This window comes from Niabella aquatica (assembly GCF_054779315.1).
Genome location: NZ_BAAGYM010000002.1, coordinates 42937 through 63232, shown reverse-complemented (window position 1 = coordinate 63232; position 20296 = coordinate 42937). Strand labels below are relative to the sequence as shown.

Below are 20296 nucleotides of genomic sequence, written 5' to 3'. Positions count from 1 at the left end.
ATGCCTCACTTAAAGCAATTTTTGCTCCAAATGAGGCATTTTTTATATCCTTTTGCTAATAAAATAAAAGCCTACACTGTATTACATATTTTCAGGAAGACCCTGGTAACACAGTTATCTTAACGGATTCATACAATATCCATTCATGCCTTAGCTATATTTCCTGTTTATTTTACGCTGCTCTTAATTCCTTCAAAAGCTACCGGCGGGCCTCACCGCGGGAGGAGCCAGGTGTACGGATTCCTTTAAACGGTTATCCATCGGGGAGAAAATTTTGGCGTTGCTAAACTTATAAACACTTCTTGGTGCAGTACTTACACGAGCAGATGCCGGCACAGATAACCCTGTGATTTCAGCAATAGCCCTTGCCAGTAAATAATCATCTGTTGAACCTATGGGCTTCCACGCCGAAGGCTGATTTTCAATGCTGGTTACGGGGATATCGGGTATCAGGTATCCCGGTTTCTCAAAATCTCTACCTGCAGCATCTGCATATTTAGCTACGATAGGCTGCATGGCCCAGTTCTTAAGGCTGTTCTTCTGCTCATTAGAAAGGGTATTACTATTATAAACAGTAGCAGCTCTGTTATCATAATCATTATACGCATGTATCGTGATAGATGCGGTAAACTTCCCGCCGGTTTTGCTGCCGATATGAACTACCTGCATATAAGGCCTCAGGCAGAAGGTAAGCAATTCCGCTGCAGAGTAAGAATCATCCGTGGCAATAATATACACTTTATTCAGGTTCAAATTTGCGTTCAATGGCGTAATTCCACCTACAACGCCCAGCGAATCCGTAGGAAGCCCTCCCGAACTTTCGAATATTCCGTTCAGAAAGCTGTTGTAAGTGAGCTGGGTAAACGGCTTTTTATTTTCCACAGCGGCCCGCGGAGCTATTAATGACGCCAGATATATAGCAGCATTCATCGCCCCCCCATGGTTATATCTCAGGTCAACGACCAGATCTGTTATCCCTTCCGCCTTAAAATCAGCAAAAGTGTTATAAAGTTGAGGATTGAATCCCTCTATAAAGTCTGTATAAAATAAATAGCCGATCTTTCTTCCCGCAAATTCCGGCTTGTTCTTATATACACTGTCTGCCAATACAGGGTTCGTTTGTATAGTAACCGGTGTGAGGCTCACCGTTCTGGCATTGGCAAAATTCTGGTCATTTACATTAATACTTATTGTATTGGTTTCAAAAAGCTGCCCCACATTGGAAGATGTAATAACCGCACCTCCTATTTTGTCAATAATATTACCCCGGGTAATACCGGCCAGCGCAGCAGGTGTATGGGGAAAAACATACTTCACTACCGCTACATAATTTTTATCTGAAACCTTTAAAAAGTTCAGGCTCCAGCCAAAATCCTTGGGGGTACCGGCAAACTCGGCAAACAAAGCGTCTATATCAGACGTAATCCACGACCAGCCGTGTTCTTTGTCAATTGGGCTCAATACACTTTCAAAGTAGGCTTTGGGATCGGTATTGTCGGCAGCGGTGGGTTTTTTATTAACCATCAGATCGGACCAAAGATAATAGGTAGATAACCCGTCATAGACAAATTGAGATACAACAGCCGAAGTATTATCCGGCTGATCAATATGGTCCTTTTTAGGGCAGGCCGTAAGCGCGATAAGCAGTACGGGTAAAAATGGTATTAATTTTTTCATTACAGGATATACGGACTTGTTCAAACAGCGTAAATGTTTTAATAAATTAGTTCGCCAGCTAAAATACTTGATGCAAAGATTATTTTTTTATTGCACTTGCTAAAATTAATTCTTTTTGCAGTTCATTTAAATTAAATGCTTTACTTTTCATCTTGTTTTATAACGCATTTTTATGGCTAAGAACAATTTAAGAAAAGAACTGGCCCTGGAATATCATTCCAAAGGCAGACCTGGCAAAATAGAAGTAATCCCCACTAAAGAAGCAAAAACCCAAAGAGATCTTTCGCTGGCCTATTCCCCGGGTGTGGCGGTTCCCTGCCTTGAAATAGCCGACAACACGGAAAATGTATATAAGTATACAGCTAAAGGCAACCTGGTAGCTGTTATCAGCAATGGCACCGCTGTTCTGGGACTGGGAGATATTGGCCCTGAAGCAGGGAAACCCGTAATGGAAGGCAAAGGCGTATTGTTCAAAATATTTGCAGATATTGATGTTTTTGATATAGAGGTAAATGAAAAAGATCCTGTAAAATTTGTAGAGATCGTACAGGCGCTTGAACCTACTTTTGGCGGTATTAACCTGGAAGATATAAAAGCACCCGGCTGCTTTTATATAGAACGGGAGCTGAAAAAGCGCCTGAAGATTCCTGTAATGCACGATGACCAGCACGGAACTGCCATCATTAGTGCTGCGGCGCTGATCAATGCCCTGGAAATTCAGAAGAAAAAAATAGAAAAAGCCCGGTTTGTAGTAAACGGTGCCGGCGCCGCTGCTATGGCCTGTGCGCTGCTGTACCAGGCAATGGGCGCCCGGCCGGAGCATTTTATTATGTTCGACAGTAAAGGCGCTTTGTATAAAGGCCGACCCGGACTGGATGAAATAAAAGCCCCCTTTGCTACAGCCGAAAAAGACGTATCACTCACGGAAGCATTAAAGGGTGCAGATGTATTCATAGGACTCAGCACTGCCAATGTTTTAAATGCAGAAATGGTAAAGGGGATGGCAAAAAACCCTATCGTATTCGCTATGGCCAACCCCGATCCCGAAATATCCTGGGAAGAGGCCACCTCGGCACGTAAGGATGTAATTATGGCTACGGGGCGTAGCGATTATCCCAACCAGGTGAATAACGTATTAGGATTCCCCTACATTTTCAGGGGTGCCCTGGATGTAAGAGCTACGCAGATCAATACAGAAATGCAGCTGGCGGCGGTTAAAGCACTGGCCGAGCTTACTAAAACACCGGTGCCGGATATGGTGAACCTGGCATACAACCAGGAGAACCTGCATTTCGGACCTGAATATATTATTCCCAAACCGCTCGATCCACGCCTGCTGGCTACTGTAGCCCCGGCCGTGGCAAAAGCAGCTATCGCATCGGGTGTGGCAAGGCATACCATTGAAAACTGGGAGCAGTATGCATACGATCTGAATAAAAGACTGGGGCTCGACAACCAGGTATTGCGCGTATTAGGCGCCAAGGCACGGAGCGCACCCAAACGCATTGTATTTGCCGAAGGCGAGAATGTGAATATACTGAAAGCCGCACAGATAGTGACAGATGAAGGTATAGGCTTCCCCATACTTCTGGGTGATGTAAAAAAAATGCAGGAGCTGGCAGATGCCCACAAGATCGACATCGGCGGGATGCCTGTGATCAATCCCCGAAGCGAAGAAGCCAGGCAAAAAAGGGAAGACTATACCCATGCGTTTTATAAAAAAAGGGCCAGGAAAGGCTATACTTTTGATGAAACGGCCAAACTGATGGAAGACCGCAACCATTTTGGCTGCATGATGGTAGAGTGCGGTGATGCAGATTGTATGATATCGGGACTTACCAAAAGATATTCTGATGCCATTCGCCCCGCATTGCAAATTATAGGTACAGAACAAGGGGTAAAAAAAGTGGCAGGAATGTACCTGGTCATGAGCTCAAGAGGCCCCTTATTTCTGGCAGACACTACGGTGAACCTGAACCCTACAGCTGAAGAGCTTGCTGAAATTGTATTGCTAACCGCCAAAGAAGTGGCCGCATTCAATATCACCCCGAGAATCGCCATGCTCAGCTATTCCAACTTTGGCAGCAGCAGCACGCCCGAAGCACAGCTGGTAGCCAAAGCAAGGGAAATAGCCAAACAAAAAGCGCCTTCACTGATTGTGGATGGTGAAATGCAGGCAAATGTGGCGCTGAACAATGGGTTGCTTAAGGAAATGTACCCTTTCAGCGAGCTGGTAGATAAGGAAGTGAATACCCTGATCTTCCCTAATCTTGCATCGGGTAACATTACTTACAACATCCTGAAAGAAATCGGCTCTTCTGATGTGATCGGACCCATACTTTTAGGGTTAAAAAAACCGGTACATTTGTTGCAATTAGGTAGCACAGTAAGCAATATTGTGAATATGGCCTTAATTGCTGTTACAGACGCCCAGCTAAAATCGGCAGCAACAGGTGTTTTGGAAAAACCTGCCGGGGAAAAAGAAAGATCCTGATCAGGCAGGTGTAGGCGGGGAGCAACCAGGTGCTGGCGCTTATGATATACAGGACAGGTTTACAAAAAAGCAATTTAAATAACATAAACCTTTTTGATTCTTGAAAATATTAAAAGAATTCGGGCAGTATATTAAAATGTTTAACGGCATGTTCCGGGTGCCCGAAAACAGGGCTATGTACTGGAAACAGTTCATGCTTCAATGTAACGATATAGGTATCGGATCGCTGGGCATTATCAGCATCATATCCGTATTTATCGGCGCGGTATCTACTGTACAAACTGCTTATCAGCTGGTGTCTCCTATCATCCCTAAAACCACAATCGCACAAATTGTAAGAGATACCGTGATCCTGGAGTTCGCCCCTACCCTTGGTTGTATTGTGCTGGCAGGTGTGGTGGGCAGTAAAATTGCCAGTGAGCTGGGCAATATGCGGGTGAGCGAGCAAATAGATGCCCTGGAAATTATGGGTATCAATACCAAAGCATACTTAATTCTGCCTAAAATACTGGCCGGTGTGATAACCATTCCGTTACTTATTATTATAGCAATGGTGCTGGGTATTGTTGGCGGGCGCATTGCTGGCGCTGCGGCAGGCATTATAGATCCCTCCATTTACGACAACGGGTTATTGATGAATTTTAATGGCTATAATGTATTTTTTGCATTAACCAAGAGCTTTGTATTTGCGTTCCTGATTACCAGCGTTCCCGCTTTTTATGGCTACCATGTAAAGGGCGGCGCTTTAGAGATCGGGCGTTCCAGTACCAGAGCTGTGGTAGTTTCGTGTGTATTGTTACTGCTGGCAGATTATATATTATCGGCATTAATGCTTTGATCTTTGTCAGAGGGCAGAATAGATAGATCAAACAGCAAAGTACAGGCATATTTTATATAAGGATGCTGGTAAAACAGCAGATAGTATGCGGTGACCGGTTATCTTTCATCTGCCAACCATTATATAGCAATGATAGAAATAAAAAACCTTAAAAAAAGCTTCGGGGAAAAGGTGGTGCTACACGATGTAAGCGCCATCATGGAACCGGGCAAATGCAACCTTATTATTGGTTCGAGCGGTAGTGGTAAAACCGTTTTTATGAAGTGTGTGGTCGGCCTGATGCAGCCTACTGCCGGCGAAGTGATCTATAACGACAGGAATTATATTACCATGTCGACTGAAGAGAAAAAGGCCATTCGTAAAGAAATCGGTATGCTTTTCCAGGGATCGGCGTTATTCGACAGCCAGACCGTAGAGCAGAATGTTATTTTCCCGTTGGACATGTTCAGCACCGATAAATATGCTGTAAAAAGAAAACGTGTAAAGGAAGTGCTGGACAGGGTGCAACTGGCAGAAGATGCTTACAGGAAATTTCCTTCGGAAATAAGCGGTGGTATGCAGAAGCGGGTGGCACTGGCCAGGGCGATTGTATTAAATCCTAAATACCTGTTCTGTGATGAGCCCAACTCTGGCCTCGATCCTCAAACCTCTATTGTTATTGACAAACTTATTAAAGAAATAACGGGAGAATACAACACTACCACTATCATGAACACGCATGACATGAACAGTGTGATGGAAATTGGTGACCATATTGTGTATATGCACCAGGGTGCCAAGGAATGGGAAGGAACGAATAAAGAAATTATATACAGCGATAACCAGAAGCTTAACGATTTCATTTTTGCCTCGGAGTTTTTGCAGGATGCCAAACACATGCGCATGATACAGGAAACAGGCGAAATTCCGGATGATGTGCATGATGATGTGCGCGATGCGCTGGAAGAAAAATTCAACACCGACATGGATGGCGACGGCATTATCGGCTCTCCCGGAGATGGGAGTTGATCAAGAACGTATTGACGGCTGACCGTATAAGCAGTAATTGAATACAATTGACGATGGTGGTTCAAGCCGGAAGTTTGGCTCCGGCTTCCTGTTCCGGACAAGCCGGGACTCGTATTCACGAACCGTAAAAATGCCCCTCAACAAGCTATCAACTATCGACTATGAGCAGCTTTCCTTACATTTGCAACCAACCCCAAAATCTATATTAAATGGCAGTATTAGTAAATAAAGATTCTAAAGTTTTAGTACAGGGCTTTACCGGTACGGAAGGCACGTTCCATGCAACCCAGATGATCGAATACGGCACTAACGTTGTTGGCGGTGTAACACCCAATAAGGGCGGCACTACCCACCTCGACAGGCCGGTTTTTAATACCGTAGCGGATTGTGTAAAAGCTACCGGTGCCAATGTAAGCATCATCTTCGTTCCACCGGCATTTGCTGCGGATGCCATCATGGAAGCAGCCGAGGCTGGTATCGCATTAGTGGTTTGTATTACGGAAGGCATTCCTGTGCAGGATATGGTAAAAGTGAAACATTATTTGCAAGGCACCGGCACCAGGCTGATCGGCCCTAATTGCCCCGGCGTTATCACAGCTGGTGAATGCAAGGTGGGTATTATGCCCGGCTTTGTATTTAAACAGGGCCGGATTGGTATTGTAAGTAAATCGGGCACACTTACCTACGAAGCAGCCGACCAGGTAGCAAAAGCCGGATTAGGCATCAGCACGGCGATCGGTATTGGCGGAGATCCTATTATCGGCACGCCTACCAAAGAAGCAGTAGAGCTGTTAATGAACGATCCTGAAACGGATGCTATTGTAATGATAGGTGAAATTGGCGGTAGCATGGAAGCTGAAGCAGCCAACTGGATCAAAGAGACGGGGAATAAAAAACCGGTGGTAGGTTTTATTGCAGGACAAACAGCCCCTCCCGGGCGCCGTATGGGCCATGCCGGCGCTATCGTAGGCGGCGCCGATGACACTGCGGCCGCTAAAATGAAGATCATGAGCGAGTGCGGTATTCATGTGGTAAGCAGCCCCGCAGATATTGGCAAAACCATGGCAGAAGTAATAGCGCGCCGGTAAGCGTGAACAACACTTAGAAAGCAGGAAATAAAAGATTAAGAATCCTTCGATCATACCGGAGGATTTTTTTGTTACCGTAGCTGCCCGATCAATGTACATTTATTTAATAGCAATTAGATTAAAAAGATGTTGCCGCCGTGAGCCATCCGAAGCATTTTTTCAAATGAATCGCGGTTCGGCCAGCTCACTACCCATTGGTTATTGAACAGGTTTTAATGTATAAATGATATAAAAAAAGGAAGATGGAACGAGAAGAAAAGGTATAAAACTGCAATAAAAAACGAAACACTAAGTTTGTAGAATGAACATCCTGTTAATAGAAGACGACCAGATCCTTAATCATAATATTCATGAAGCACTAAAAGCCGAAGGGATGCAGGCAAGATCGTTATACGATGGCTTGCTGGCTGAACGGGTTTTAAAGAGAGAAACTTTTGATTGCGTGATCATGGACATCAACCTGCCGGGCAAAAATGGCTTTGAACTGTGCAAATCATTTCGTGAATACAACACTCATACACCGGTGCTGATGCTCACTGCATTTGGCGAGCTGGATGATAAAGTGCAGGGGTTTAACAGTGGGGCCGATGATTATCTTACCAAGCCATTTTATATGCGGGAGCTTACTTTACGCATTCAGGCCCTTATCAAAAGAAAAAACACCCTAAGAAATACAACTGCCATCATCAATGCAGGCGATATAACCATCCATCTGAATACGAAAAAAGTAACACGCGGAGACCAGGAAATTGTACTTACACCCCGTGAATACCAAATACTGGTCAGGCTTATTGAGCATAAAGGCGAAATAGTTTCCAAAGCCGATCTGATAAAAGAAATATGGGGGCGTGCTTTTGATGCCAATACGAACACCATTGAAGTATATATCAATTTCTTACGTAAAAAATTAGATAAACCTTTCAGCAAAAACAGTATTAAAACAAAAGTAGGTTTTGGTTATTATTTAGACTCCGAATAAAATAACCATAAAATTTCCGGGTAAATTTATACCCAAAGCGATGAAAATTGTTCCGAAAAAAAATCCATGCGGCGATAATTCATAAAAAATATACGCATGAAAATAAGAAATAAGATACTGCTTTATTTTTCCGCCACATCCATTATAATGGTAGGGTTATTTTTTTCGTTGGTATACTGGCTGTTTTCTGAATACCGGGAAGAAGAATTTCAACAAAGGCAAAAAGAGAAAATCCTGTCCACACTTCAATTCATAACGGAAGTTGAAAAAGATGAAAAAGAATTGACAGATGCCATCGACCGGCTGGCGATTAACTCAATGCTGAACGAAAAGATGCTCATTTTCGACAGCAGCAAAAACCTGGTTTATTCCAGCCTGGATGATGTATCTATCTCTTATTCAGGCAAGCTTCTTTCAGAGCTGAACGATCATAAAGACTGGATTGAACAAAAAGACGGGTTATATGACGTGATAGGTATTTATTTTACATCTAATAATAAAAGCTATTACGGTATCAGCAAAGCTTTTGACCAGTTCGGTTATAGCAAATTATCTTTTTTAAGAAACTTATTACTCCTTGTTTTTATTGTATTTTCTACACTGGTTATTGTGCTGTCTTTATATCTTTCCAGCAGGATTTCCAAACCCATTGCACAACTGGCAATGCTGCTGGCCAACTACAAAATCGGAGATAACCCTATCCATAGCAGCATTCGCACGAATACCTCTGAGATCAAATACCTGAACACAAAATTCAGTGAGCTTGTGAACAGGACCAATAACGCCTATACTTTTCAGAAAAATTCCATCCATCATATCTCTCATCAGCTTAAAACACCTATTGCAGTTCTTATATCAGAGCTGGAAAGGATCAGGGAGAAATCTGCAGACACGATCATTCAGCAGGAAATAGAAGAACAGATTGCTAAAACCAGGTCATTGGCAGATATTATTAATATATTGCTCGAAATATCCAAAATAGAAAGCGGGCAATCTGTAAATAAACAGCCTGTAAGGGTCGATGAGCTGATCTTTGACTGTATAAGCGAGCTTAATACCCTTTATCCTGCCTTTGCTTTTGAAGTGAACTACCTGCCCGATGAGCCTGATGCGGAAAAGCTGTCGGTGTATGCAGATGAAATGCTGATCCGCCAGGCCTTCCAAAACCTGCTGCATAACTGCGTTGCCTACAGCGAAGAAAACAGGAAAGCTGAAATTAAAATAGACAGTTCGCAGGCAGGCAGGCTTACCATACAGTTCATAAATACCGGGCGGGCTGTATCCCATAAAGAAAAGGCTTTTTTATTCAGTCACTTTTTCAGGGGTGAGAACAGCCGCAATAAAGCAGGGTTTGGGCTTGGGTTAACGCTGGCCAAGAACATCATAGCACTTCATAAAGGCAGCATTTCTTACACCAATCCATCAGAAAACACCAATATATTTGAAGTACAGCTGCCGCCGGGTTAAGCAGAATTTTATCTGGTTTAAGGCGTTTTTAAGTTTATTCAAAACACATTTGCTGCTTTAGTAATAAGCGCAAATGTATTTCAGAATCATAAAATTTTTACTTCCCCTGCTTTTATCGGCTGCAGTACAAAAGCTGGATGCGCAGGACACGCTCAGGCTAGGCCTGGAAGAGGCAGATCGTATTTTTTTAGGCAAAAACTTTCAGCTGCTGGCGTCTTCCATGAACATTGAAGCGCAAAAAGCGCAGATGATACAGGCAAAGCTGTATCCCAACCCCGTTCTTACCACATCTTTCAACGCTTATGATCCGGAAAACAAAAAAACACTTCATGTCGGCCAAAACGGCCAGGCAATGGTTCAGCTGGAGCAACTGATACTTTTAGGAGGCAAAAGAAAATCAGAAATTGAAATAGCCCAAACCAATACCACTTTGGCAGAGCTGGAATTTCAGCAACTACTGCAACAGCTAAAGTTCAAACTGCATACGGATCTGTTTATTGTGGGGCAACAAGATCTGCTACTGCAGCAATATAATAAGCAACTGGAACTGCTGCATACTTTATTAGCGGCTTACGAAGCGCAGGCCGCCAAAGGCAATATCCCGCTGAAGGATGTGGTTCGCTTAAAAGGCGCTTATTTAAACCTGAACAACGACCGTTCGGAGATCATTAAAAATTTTCATGAAGCGCAAAGCAGCCTGCAAACCTTATTGCAAACATCTTCCGTTATACAGTTCCGGGTCTCGGAGAAAGAAGTGGAAAAATATATTCAGCAAAAACCGTTAAGCGAACTCTATTCAGCAGCTTTACAAAACAGTCCAGATTTGCAGATCGGCAGACAGCATAAGCTGCTTGCAGCACAACACCTGCAATATCAAAAACGTTTGGCAGTACCCGACATTACGGTAGCACTATCGTACGATAGAAATAGCGGTGCTTTTAAAAACGAAACCAATGCAGGTATATCTATTCCCTTACCCCTGAACAACCGCAACCAGGGAAACATCAGGACGGCACAAATCAAAATAAAAGAAGCCGGGTATAACGAAGAAGCCATTCAAACGCGGGTATTCAGCGAATTGCAGAATGCCTATATTTTTTATACGCAAACTGTTTCAGAATATCAAAAAGCAAAATCGCTTTATAACGAGGATTTTGAAGTAACAGTGAAGGGTATGACAGAGAATTTTCAGAAACGCAACGTTTCCATTATTGAGTTTATCGATTTTTTCGAAACCTATAATGAGGTGATTACAGAACTCTCAAGAATCAAGATACAACTCATCACTTCAGGCGAGCAATTAAATCTTTTAACCGGCCAAGATATATATTAAAATGCGTCATTTCATACGAAACCTGTTTGTATTACTTTTAGTACTTACAGCTGCTTTATACAGCTGTAAAAGCAAACCCTTTGAAGAAAATGCCATTGCCTTTTCATTAAGCGATACCATGATGGCTAAATGCGAGTTTGTGAAGGCAACTGTAGAAGAGGTAAAAAATGAAATCCGTTTTTTTGGAAAGATAGAAGCCAATAACAATAAAACTGCCCAGGTTTTTTCCGCAGTAGGTGGCCTGGTAAAGTCTATCAATTCCGGTCTTGGTGATTATGTGAAGCAAGGCGAAGTGTTGGCTACCATTCAAAGCAGTGAAGTAGCCGGCTATGAGCAGCAGCGTCTGGATGCTATTAATGAAGTAGCTATTGCAGAAAAGAATTTACAGGTAGCAGAAGATCTATTTGGAGGAAAACTAAATTCTGAAAAAGATGTAAAGCTGGCAGAAGCGGAGTTAGAAAAAGCAAGAGCCAATCTGCTAAAGATAAAGGAAATATATAGCATTTACAAATTCAAAAAGGGTTCTATTTTCCCTGTTGCCGCACCTATCAGCGGGTTTGTGATTACCAAAAAAATCAATATCAACGAGCTCATTCGTTCGGATGAAACTGAGCCGCTATTTTCGATTGCCAACACTAATGAGATATGGGCCGTAGCCTATGTGAATGAGAGCAATATTGCCCATATTAAAGAAAATTATGAAGCAGTTGTAAACACACTTGCATTCCCGGATATTAATTACCGGGGTAAAATAGATAAAATATACAATGTAATCGATGCTGATACAAAGTCTATGAAATTCCGTGTAAGCCTGCCCAATGCAGATTTTAAATTAAAACCCGATATGAACTGTACTGTAAACGTAAGCTATAATGAAAACCAGCGAATGATCACCGTGCCTTCATCTGCTATTATTTTCGACAAAAGCAAATACTGGGTCATGGTTTTTAAAGACAAGCGCAACATTGAGACGAGACCGGTGGAAGTGTACCGGCAACTCAACGGCACTACGTATATACGATCCGGACTAAGTGAAGGAGATACCGTTATTTCCAAAAACGGACTTTTGATTTATGATGCGCTGAATGACTAATAATTAGTAATTAATGATCCATTATTAATAATTGCAGATTGAACAGGTTTATAAAAAATATCGTAGCGTTTTCTTTAAAGAATAAATTCTTTACTTTCTTTTGGGTAGGCATTATTGCCATTGCAGGAATTTTCAGCTTTATAAAAATTCCTATAGAAGCTTTCCCTGACGTTACCAACACGCAGATCATTATTGTTACCCAATGGAACGGAAGAAGTGCCGAAGAGGTAGAACGTTTTGTAACTACACCTGTTGAAATAGCCATGAACAGCGTGCAGCGTAAAACCAATGTACGCAGCATTACCATGTTTGGCCTCTCGGTGATTAAAATAATTTTTGAGGATGATGTGGAAGATTTTTTCGCACGCCAGCAGGTTAATAACCAGTTAAGGAACGTATCACTTCCTGAAGAAGTAGAACCTGAAGTGCAACCGCCTTATGGCCCTACAGGAGAAATTTTTCGTTATGTGCTGAAAAGCCTGCCCACCGGACAGTCGGGTGAGAGCAGGGATACGCGCGACCTGCTGACCATCCAGAACTGGACAATTGACCGGGAGCTGAGAAGTGTAGCCGGCGTTGCTGATGTAGTGGCTTTTGGCGGGCAGGAAAAGGTTTATGAAATATCGGCCAATCCTGCCAAACTTCAGGAATTTGATATAACACCCCTGGAACTGTATGAAGCCATCAGCAAATCTAACCTGAATGTGGGTGGTGATGTGATTGAAAAAAACGGGCAGGCCTATGTAGTAAGAGGCATAGGATTACTGGACAGCCAGAAAGATATTGAGCACACTATTGTAGATATTTTTAATGGCCACCCGTTATTGGTAAAAGACGTGGCCAACGTAATTGAAACGAGCAAGCCGCGTGTGGGACAGGTAGGCCTGAATGATAACGATGATGTAGTGGAAGGGATTGTAGTGATGCGCAAAGGTGAAAACCCAAGCGAGGTACTGGCAAGTGTAAAGGAAAAGATCCATGAGCTGAATACCTCCGTTTTACCATCTGATGTAAAAATGGAAACTTTTTATGACAGAGATAACCTGATGGCCTATTGTACCAAAACGGTAATGCATAACCTGGTTGAAGGGATTATACTGGTTACAGTTATTGTATTTTTATTTATGGCAGACTGGCGGACTACTGTTGTGGTAGCGGTTGTCATTCCGCTATCTCTATTGTTTGCATTTTTAATGCTGAAATTAAAGGGCATGAGCGCTAACCTGATTTCCCTGGGAGCTATAGATTTCGGGATTATTATAGATGGCGCTGTTGTTATGGTGGAAGGAATTTTCGTTGCGCTCGACCATCGCGCCCATAAAACGGGCATGCAAAAATTTAACCGCCTGGCAAAAATGGGATTAATAAAGAATACCGGTTCTCAAATGGGAAAAGCTATTTTCTTTTCCAAGCTCATTATTATCTCTGCATTGCTTCCGATTTTTTCTTTTGAGAAGGTAGAAGGTAAAATGTTTTCGCCTTTAGCATGGACCTTAGGCTTCGCCTTACTGGGAGCTTTAATATTTACGCTTACCCTGGTTCCGGTATTATGCGCTATCCTGCTTAATAAAAATGTAAAAGAAAAAGACAACTTCTTTACCCGTTTTGTAAATCAGGTTGTAGGTAAAGGATTTAACTGGACTTTCAAACATAAAAAAGTAACATTGCTGACTGCTGTCTTATTCTTTGCCGTTACCATATTTTCTACGCGATGGTTAGGATCAGAATTCTTACCGCCGCTAAACGAAGGCTCGTTGTGGGTAACAGCAGAATTACCTATGAGTATATCTTTACCGGAAAGCGTTAAGCTAACTAATGAATTAAGAACCAAACTAAGAAAATTTCCTGAAGTAAAAGATGTCCTGTCTCAAACCGGCCGGAGTAATGACGGCACCGATCCCAACGGCTTTTACTTTGTGCAGTTCCAGGTAGATTTAGTGGATAAAAATAAATGGAGAAAGGGTATTGCAATGGATGACATTATAGATGAAATGGACAAAGATCTCTCCAAGTACCAGGGTATTGTTTATAATTATTCTCAACCCATAATTGACAATGTTGCTGAGGCTGCCGCAGGTATCAAAGCTTCCAATGCCGTAAAAATCTATGGAGACAAGCTGGATAAATTAGATGAATATGCCAACCAGGTAATAGCACAGATACAAAATGTGCCCGGCATAAAAGACGTGGGCATACTGCGCAATGTAGGACAACCCGAAATCAGTATATTATTTGATGAAGAAAAAATGGCTATATATGGTATTACCAAAGCCGAAGCCCAGGCTGTAATAGAAATGGCCATCGGAGGGAAAACCGCTACACAAAAGTACGAAGGCGAAAAAAAGTTCGATATCCGTATCCGTTATGATAAAGACTATCGCAAAAACGAGGATGATATCCTGATGCTGATGATTCCCTCTATTTCGGGAAATAAAGTACCCCTTAAAGAAATAGCGGCTATTAAACAATTAACAGGCCCGGCATTTATTTACCGTGATAATACCAAACGCTTTATTGGTGTAAAGTTCTCTGTTCGCGAGCGCGACCTGGGCAGCACCATTGCGGAAGCACAGAAAAATGTAAATGCCAATGTCCATCTCCCCGAAGGATATAAGATAGGATGGACCGGTGAGTTTGAGAACCAGGTAAGGGCCAGCAACCGGCTCACACAGGTAGTGCCTATCAGCCTGATACTGATCTTCATTTTGTTGTTTATTATGTTTGGTAATGCCAGGGATGCCGGTTATGTTTTAATTAATGTTCCTTTTGCTTTAATTGGAGGCATACTGGCATTGCATCTTACAGGAATGAACTTTGGTATTTCGGCAGGTGTAGGATTTATTGCGCTGTTTGGCATTTGTGTTCAAAATGGCGTAATTCTTATCTCCGAATTTCATAAACAGGCAAAAACCCACAGCGACTTAAGCCAGGCCATCATCAATGCTGTAAGAGTAAGAACCCGGCCGGTAGTTATGACGGCATTAATGGCAGCTATTGGCTTACTACCCGCAGCCATCAGTACAGGCATCGGCTCCGAAAGCCAGAAACCATTAGCCATTGTTATTATCGGAGGATTGGTAACAGCCACCATTTTCACCTTGCTTGTTTTCCCCATCATTTATCATAAGGCGCTTCATTTAAGGGATAAAAAGAAAATCAGTATGAGATAAAATAACGTCAAAATTGCGTAGAAGTTCATACAATAGTAAATCCTACTTAAAAAAAGGTTCGCATCAGCGTTCCTCTTACCCCTGTATTATTGATCAGGCGCAACCTGTGTTACTGCATTTGTTTGTACTTTTGACGGGCAAAGATTACAATTACCCATGAATGGATCAATACAAAGGAAATATGAGCACATTTAACCGGTTGGGAGTAATGCTGTTAGTAATAGGTTCTGTTTGGCTTACGTCGTGCACCAAGAGCAGTAACATTGAATTCATCGCCCCTTCTTATAAAACACTGGAAATCTTAAGCGGCGGCGAGCTTGAAGTTCCCGTTTTAACCAGTGGCTGGAGTATAGCATCAGTAAAGTATATGCCGTCCGGAGAAGCTGTATTGGATCATAACGGCAAGCCTTTAACGTTAAAAGGGAACGGGCATGTAGCCGCCTCATCGGGATGGCTGACACTGATACGCGAAGGAAATGATAAATTTACTATTCAACTAAAAGAAAATTTTGATGCATCATCCGAAAGAAAATTTGAGATAGTTGTAACTGATAAAACAGGCGGGGAGCACTATATCACCGTTATTCAAAAAAGAGGAAAAGGGTATAAATTAGTAAAATCGGAGTTTAAAGAATCAGAAGATCAACGTCGTGTTTATAAAAGCGGAGAAGGCTGTTCAACGTTAACTTTAAGCAACTCCACATCAGAAGCTATCTGGAAACCTTATGCAGCTATTTTCGAAAATGTAGTGCAGTCCTCTAATTTTGAAAGCAGCAACTATGGGGCATTTGGCTGGCTGCCGGAAGAAGGCGTCCATATCAGTGTTCCTGATTTAATTATAGAAAATAAAATGTATGCTACAGGCAGAACGATATATAAAGAAGGTATTACTACAACGCCATATATTAAAGACCGCTTTAATGATTATAAGATATTGGTGAAACCTTATTACACCGTATATTTAAAAGGTGAGATCACCTACTGTAAACGTGTTTTCAATTATACGCTGACTGTCCAGAATACAGACACAGGTGCTCAATTTAAAGTAAGCGGTATCTGGATACAGATTGTACCTATTGCAAATAATACTATTATCTCAGATAAATAGAGCGCGCCCCGCTGATGTTGCGTGATGGCTACGCAACAATGGAGGAACACCAGCAAGCAAGTTGCGCTGCTACAGTGTTAATGTTTTTAAGTATTAGCCCAGCTCAACACGCAGCAGCGGAGCATTTATAAGCGTTAAAATATCGCTGTTAAACTTGCGCGCCCTGTATGTATCGTTCTTGTATTGCCCGGCTTACGGCCATCGTACTGGAAATTCAGCTCGAGGTTATTGAGCAGGCGCTTGGTAAGCATAACGTTCCATAAAAAATTGCTGCCGGGTAGCAAGCCATCAAGCATGATATAACCGATAGTGGTTTGTGCAGCACCTGCGCCTGCACTATACTGCAACCCATTGTAGGTAACCCTGGCCGTTAAAGAAGCGCTTTGCAAAATATTGTACCGGGTTTCGGCCGTAAGCGCGTTAGACACAGACTTTTCTCCTCCATATAAGGGCGCATTACTTTTTACTTCGTACTTATACCCTGTAGTAAGCCTGAAAGCAGTACCGCGAATAAACGACAACGAGGTTTCCGCATTATTCCTGCTGATCTTATAATTACGATTATCAAACTGGGCATCATTAGTGGTTAAACTATTGGAGCCTGTAAGTGCATTCATGTTCAGGGTTAACGAAGGCGATAAAAAATGCCGGTACTTCAGCATCCACTCGCTGTTTTGCCGGGTTTCGTATCCATAGGTCAAAAAAGCTTTATTGTTGTTGTGCAGGTTGGTAATATCTACACCCCACCTGGTACTTTGGCGGTTAAAGGACAAAGTATTTACTAATATAGTACTTTGTGTTATGAGGTTAGTATCGCTTAATCCATAACCAAAAGGATTAAACTCGAACGAACCCGTTGCCTTCGATTTTTTTGCGATCTGCAGAGAACTGTTCCATATAAATCTGGATAAAAACCTCGGGAAACCCGCAACTTCTTTCTTCCCCCACAATTGTTTAGGAGTCATATTAAGGCTGTAATTAAATGTAGTGTAATTTGCTTTAATATATTCGTTGGTGGGCGTAAATATCCTTATAAATTTTGCCTGGTCAGTGAATATTGCCAGCTCAAATTCGTTTAGCTGTTGTATACCGTCTTCATTATAATCGATCCATGTATACTGGCCCGTTCCGGCAGGCACTTCGAGATAAGCGTATTCCCTTTTCTGCTCCTGGCCAGCACCTACTTCATATAGTATATTTCCGTTCAGGAAGCCGTTCCACTCGTTCATCTGGTATTCGGCACGCGCCAGTAATGTATGGTCTTCTGCCTGTGGGCTCACCTCATCGTTATATACTTTCAGCTTCCGGAAAGTTGTATTCAAATAGAATTGCCGGCTGGCGTTGGATAATAATTCTGCCTGCAGGTTAAGATTATAACTCCTGTCCCCGCGAACCAGGCTTTTTCCAACAGGATATTTATCACTCCGCGTATAAAAGCTGACACCATAACGGTTCCTGCTTTCCGGCCCTGACTTCAGATAGGCGGTATACGTGTCAAAAGAAAAAGAAACCGGCATTAATGTATCGCTGATTTTATCCCTGCTGCTGTTTTCTTCAAGCGTATATTTACCGCCGATCATCCAGTTTTTCATCCAGGGAAGTGTCTTGCTGATCTCTATAACAGGCCGCAGGAAATAGCCTTTGTAGTTCGCTGTGTTATAATTAGTCAAAACAAACTGGTTATTAAAAAACCAGGTCTTCACATTGGTAAACTGCGTCAGCGCGTTCTGAAAACCGTTATAATGGTCGCTCCGGTTATAATTAACGAAATGATATTGCAGGCTGTTGCCATTTTCGCCATGCAAACCTGCCGAAGCTTTGATTATATTTTCGGTAGCCCTTTGCATAGTCAGGGGCAGCCCCCAATCTCTTGTAAACTCTACTTCCCGCAGGCGCTCCAGCGGCTGGAACCGTTGTTGCACATATTCATAATCTACAGCAGTCACCAAACTCAGCTTGTTCTTTTCCTGCAGCATCCTGGTGTTACTTAAATGAACCTTTGCGGCATACCCTTTATCATCGCTGTCGTTTAAAGCAGACAGGGTGTTCACATCATAATTACTTGCTGCCACTTCTGTTTTAACAACAGTATTCGGCGTTATATTGTAATCAACTCCCAATGTCAGCAACTGTTGCTTCTTTGGCGCCACGAGCAGGACAACCGGTTCAAAATTACCCTGCAACACCCCATTAACCGGCGGCATATATACAAATACTTTTCCATTGGCATTACTGTTGTCAGGTATATAATTTCCCCGGCCATAGCCCACTTCTGTAAAAGCCAGGTTATATTTTGCCCTTTCGGGATCAATGGAATAACGATAAAAGGAGTCTACCACGTTATCCACTGTATCATACACCCGCTCATACAACACCTTGCCAGCCGTTAATGTGTCCTGTACGGCGGATGGATAATAAGCCTTCTGTACACTATCCCCTATATCAAATAAAAATTGTTTTTGACGTGCATCCAGCACCTGGTTCACAGAAGAATTTTTAGCATCGCTGTTACTGAAATAACCCACGCGCAGCTTTACTTTTTTACTAAAGTCCATCTCCTGCATAGCAAAAATGTTCATGTTCAAAAAGTTCCGGTCGGCATACTCAAACTCCACCTGTATGCGGCTGTCCTTGGTGATCATTTTCCTGGGAGTAAACGTAATTTCTGCGGTATTGTAATTGATCACATAGTCCTGGTCTTCGCCACGCTGTAATAATACCCCATCAATAAATACGCGCTCGGTATTGGCCAGCACAATAAAAAAAGTTTCATTATTAGCGCCGGAAAGCCTGTATGGTCCCTGGTTGCCTTCCAATCCCTGAAATACATTGCGGGTAAACTTTCCCTTTGCAATAGAACCGCTCACCAACGTATTGGACTGTGTATTTTTTGAAATATCATTGATGGTTTGAAAAGATATACCCTGCAGGCGCTTGTAAAACTTTAGAAAATAGCTCCTGCTTTCTTTCATATCCATATCACCAATATTCAGCTGCCAGTTTTTCTTTTTAAAGCGGATATATACTTCATCAAACTCATTCAGTTGCTGGGTATTGCCATCAGGCTGTATCGGTATATTATTATCCGTAATAGCAGCCTGCAGCTCTATACTATCTGCCAGCATCCCGCTCAGCTGTATGTTCAGGTTTGAATTCAGCACCACATCCTGGTTATTACCAAATCCCACCTGGCGGCCAAAACTGCCCTGCGCATGTATATTGCCAAAATTGAACAAGCTTGCCCTTTCTGCACTTTCATTCGTGCGCGCTCTTATAGGGGCTGTGGAATAAAGCACCAGGCTGTCATACCTCATTCTCTGGATAGCTGTATTCAACCTGAATGGGAAAACCCTGTAACGTACCTTTACCGCTGAATCAGCAGGAGGTAACTTCCAATATAGTACCGCATTGGTATAGTCTAAAATATATTGAAGGCTGTCAACTCCGTTTATTTGAAATGTGGAAGGAATAATACTTAGCGAGTCCAGCTTATACCCCGCGCCGGCCTTTACAGGTATGTACGCCTCCCTGTAATTGCTTTTCGGAAGGACAGGCGATTGCCCGTAGGTTATCAAAAAAGATGATAAACTGATCAGCAATACAGGTATGATACAGATAAAGCGCAAACCCAACCAATTTGAAAAAAACAAAAATCGGGTATTCAGGGGAGAATAATGTAAAATGTACGATGTTAGGTGTTCGATAATGAAAGCGGACAGAGGACGGATGACAGTTGACAGGAGGAAGGTTGAAAAGTTTAAAGCCCGCCTGACCGGCAGGGCAGGGTTGAAAAGTTGATAGGTTTGGCAATGAACCATGAGCCATGAACTATGAACGACTTATCCAGCATCAAGTAACCAGAAACCCCCATCCAGCATAATGTAAAAGGCACGATATAAGATGTACGATGTAAGGCATGAAAGCGAATAGCGAAAGGCTGAAGCCGGAAGCGAAAGGCCGAAGGCTAAAAGCAGAGCACTCTTTACTACAATTGAGTATTGATGTATTGAAAATTTATTATTGAATATTTTACGCCTGTGT

Annotated in this window: 12 protein-coding genes; 10 read left to right on the top strand and 2 right to left on the bottom strand. The window is 42.5% G+C overall.

Features of this window, described 5'->3' with window-relative positions:
- Window positions 1-192: 192 nt before the first annotated feature.
- Window positions 193-1701, bottom strand: coding sequence for a S41 family peptidase (locus ACYVBM_RS01520; protein ID WP_460683841.1), 1509 nt, complete (start codon window positions 1699-1701; stop codon window positions 193-195).
- A gap of 148 nt (window positions 1702-1849) precedes the next feature.
- Here ACYVBM_RS01520 and ACYVBM_RS01515 point away from each other — a divergent pair, with 148 nt between their 5' ends.
- From ACYVBM_RS01515 to ACYVBM_RS01470, 10 genes are all read left to right on the top strand, one after another.
- Window positions 1850-4171, top strand: a complete 2322-nt coding sequence (locus ACYVBM_RS01515) for an NADP-dependent malic enzyme (protein ID WP_460683840.1) — start codon at window positions 1850-1852, stop codon at window positions 4169-4171.
- Between the two features lie 100 nt (window positions 4172-4271).
- Window positions 4272-5009 (top strand): MlaE family ABC transporter permease, encoded by a 738-nt coding sequence (locus tag ACYVBM_RS01510; RefSeq protein WP_460683839.1) that lies wholly within the window; start codon window positions 4272-4274, stop codon window positions 5007-5009.
- A gap of 129 nt (window positions 5010-5138) precedes the next feature.
- On the top strand, window positions 5139-6017 hold the full coding sequence (locus ACYVBM_RS01505; protein WP_460683838.1) for an ABC transporter ATP-binding protein: 879 nt from the start codon (window positions 5139-5141) through the stop codon (window positions 6015-6017).
- Between the two features lie 209 nt (window positions 6018-6226).
- On the top strand, window positions 6227-7105 hold the full coding sequence (gene sucD, locus ACYVBM_RS01500) for a succinate--CoA ligase subunit alpha (protein ID WP_460683837.1): 879 nt from the start codon (window positions 6227-6229) through the stop codon (window positions 7103-7105).
- A gap of 301 nt (window positions 7106-7406) precedes the next feature.
- Window positions 7407-8084 carry a response regulator transcription factor gene (locus tag ACYVBM_RS01495; protein ID WP_460683836.1) on the top strand — a complete coding sequence of 226 codons (678 nt, stop codon included), beginning with the start codon at window positions 7407-7409 and terminating at the stop codon, window positions 8082-8084.
- Between the two features lie 96 nt (window positions 8085-8180).
- Complete coding sequence (locus tag ACYVBM_RS01490; RefSeq protein WP_460683835.1) at window positions 8181-9551, top strand: sensor histidine kinase; 1371 nt, start codon at window positions 8181-8183, stop codon at window positions 9549-9551.
- Window positions 9552-9624: 73 nt separating this feature from the next.
- Window positions 9625-10884, top strand: a complete 1260-nt coding sequence (locus ACYVBM_RS01485) for a TolC family protein (RefSeq protein ID WP_460683834.1) — start codon at window positions 9625-9627, stop codon at window positions 10882-10884.
- 1 nt (window position 10885) lies between these two features.
- Window positions 10886-11977, top strand: a complete 1092-nt coding sequence (locus tag ACYVBM_RS01480; RefSeq protein ID WP_460683833.1) for an efflux RND transporter periplasmic adaptor subunit — start codon at window positions 10886-10888, stop codon at window positions 11975-11977.
- A gap of 38 nt (window positions 11978-12015) precedes the next feature.
- Window positions 12016-15147 carry an efflux RND transporter permease subunit gene (locus ACYVBM_RS01475; protein ID WP_460683832.1) on the top strand — a complete coding sequence of 1044 codons (3132 nt, stop codon included), beginning with the start codon at window positions 12016-12018 and terminating at the stop codon, window positions 15145-15147.
- A gap of 160 nt (window positions 15148-15307) precedes the next feature.
- Window positions 15308-16255 (top strand): hypothetical protein, encoded by a 948-nt coding sequence (locus ACYVBM_RS01470; protein WP_460683831.1) that lies wholly within the window; start codon window positions 15308-15310, stop codon window positions 16253-16255.
- A gap of 134 nt (window positions 16256-16389) precedes the next feature.
- Here ACYVBM_RS01470 and ACYVBM_RS01465 read toward each other — a convergent pair whose 3' ends face one another.
- On the bottom strand, window positions 16390-19881 hold the full coding sequence (locus ACYVBM_RS01465; protein ID WP_460683830.1) for a hypothetical protein: 3492 nt from the start codon (window positions 19879-19881) through the stop codon (window positions 16390-16392).
- Window positions 19882-20296: the final 415 nt, after the last annotated feature.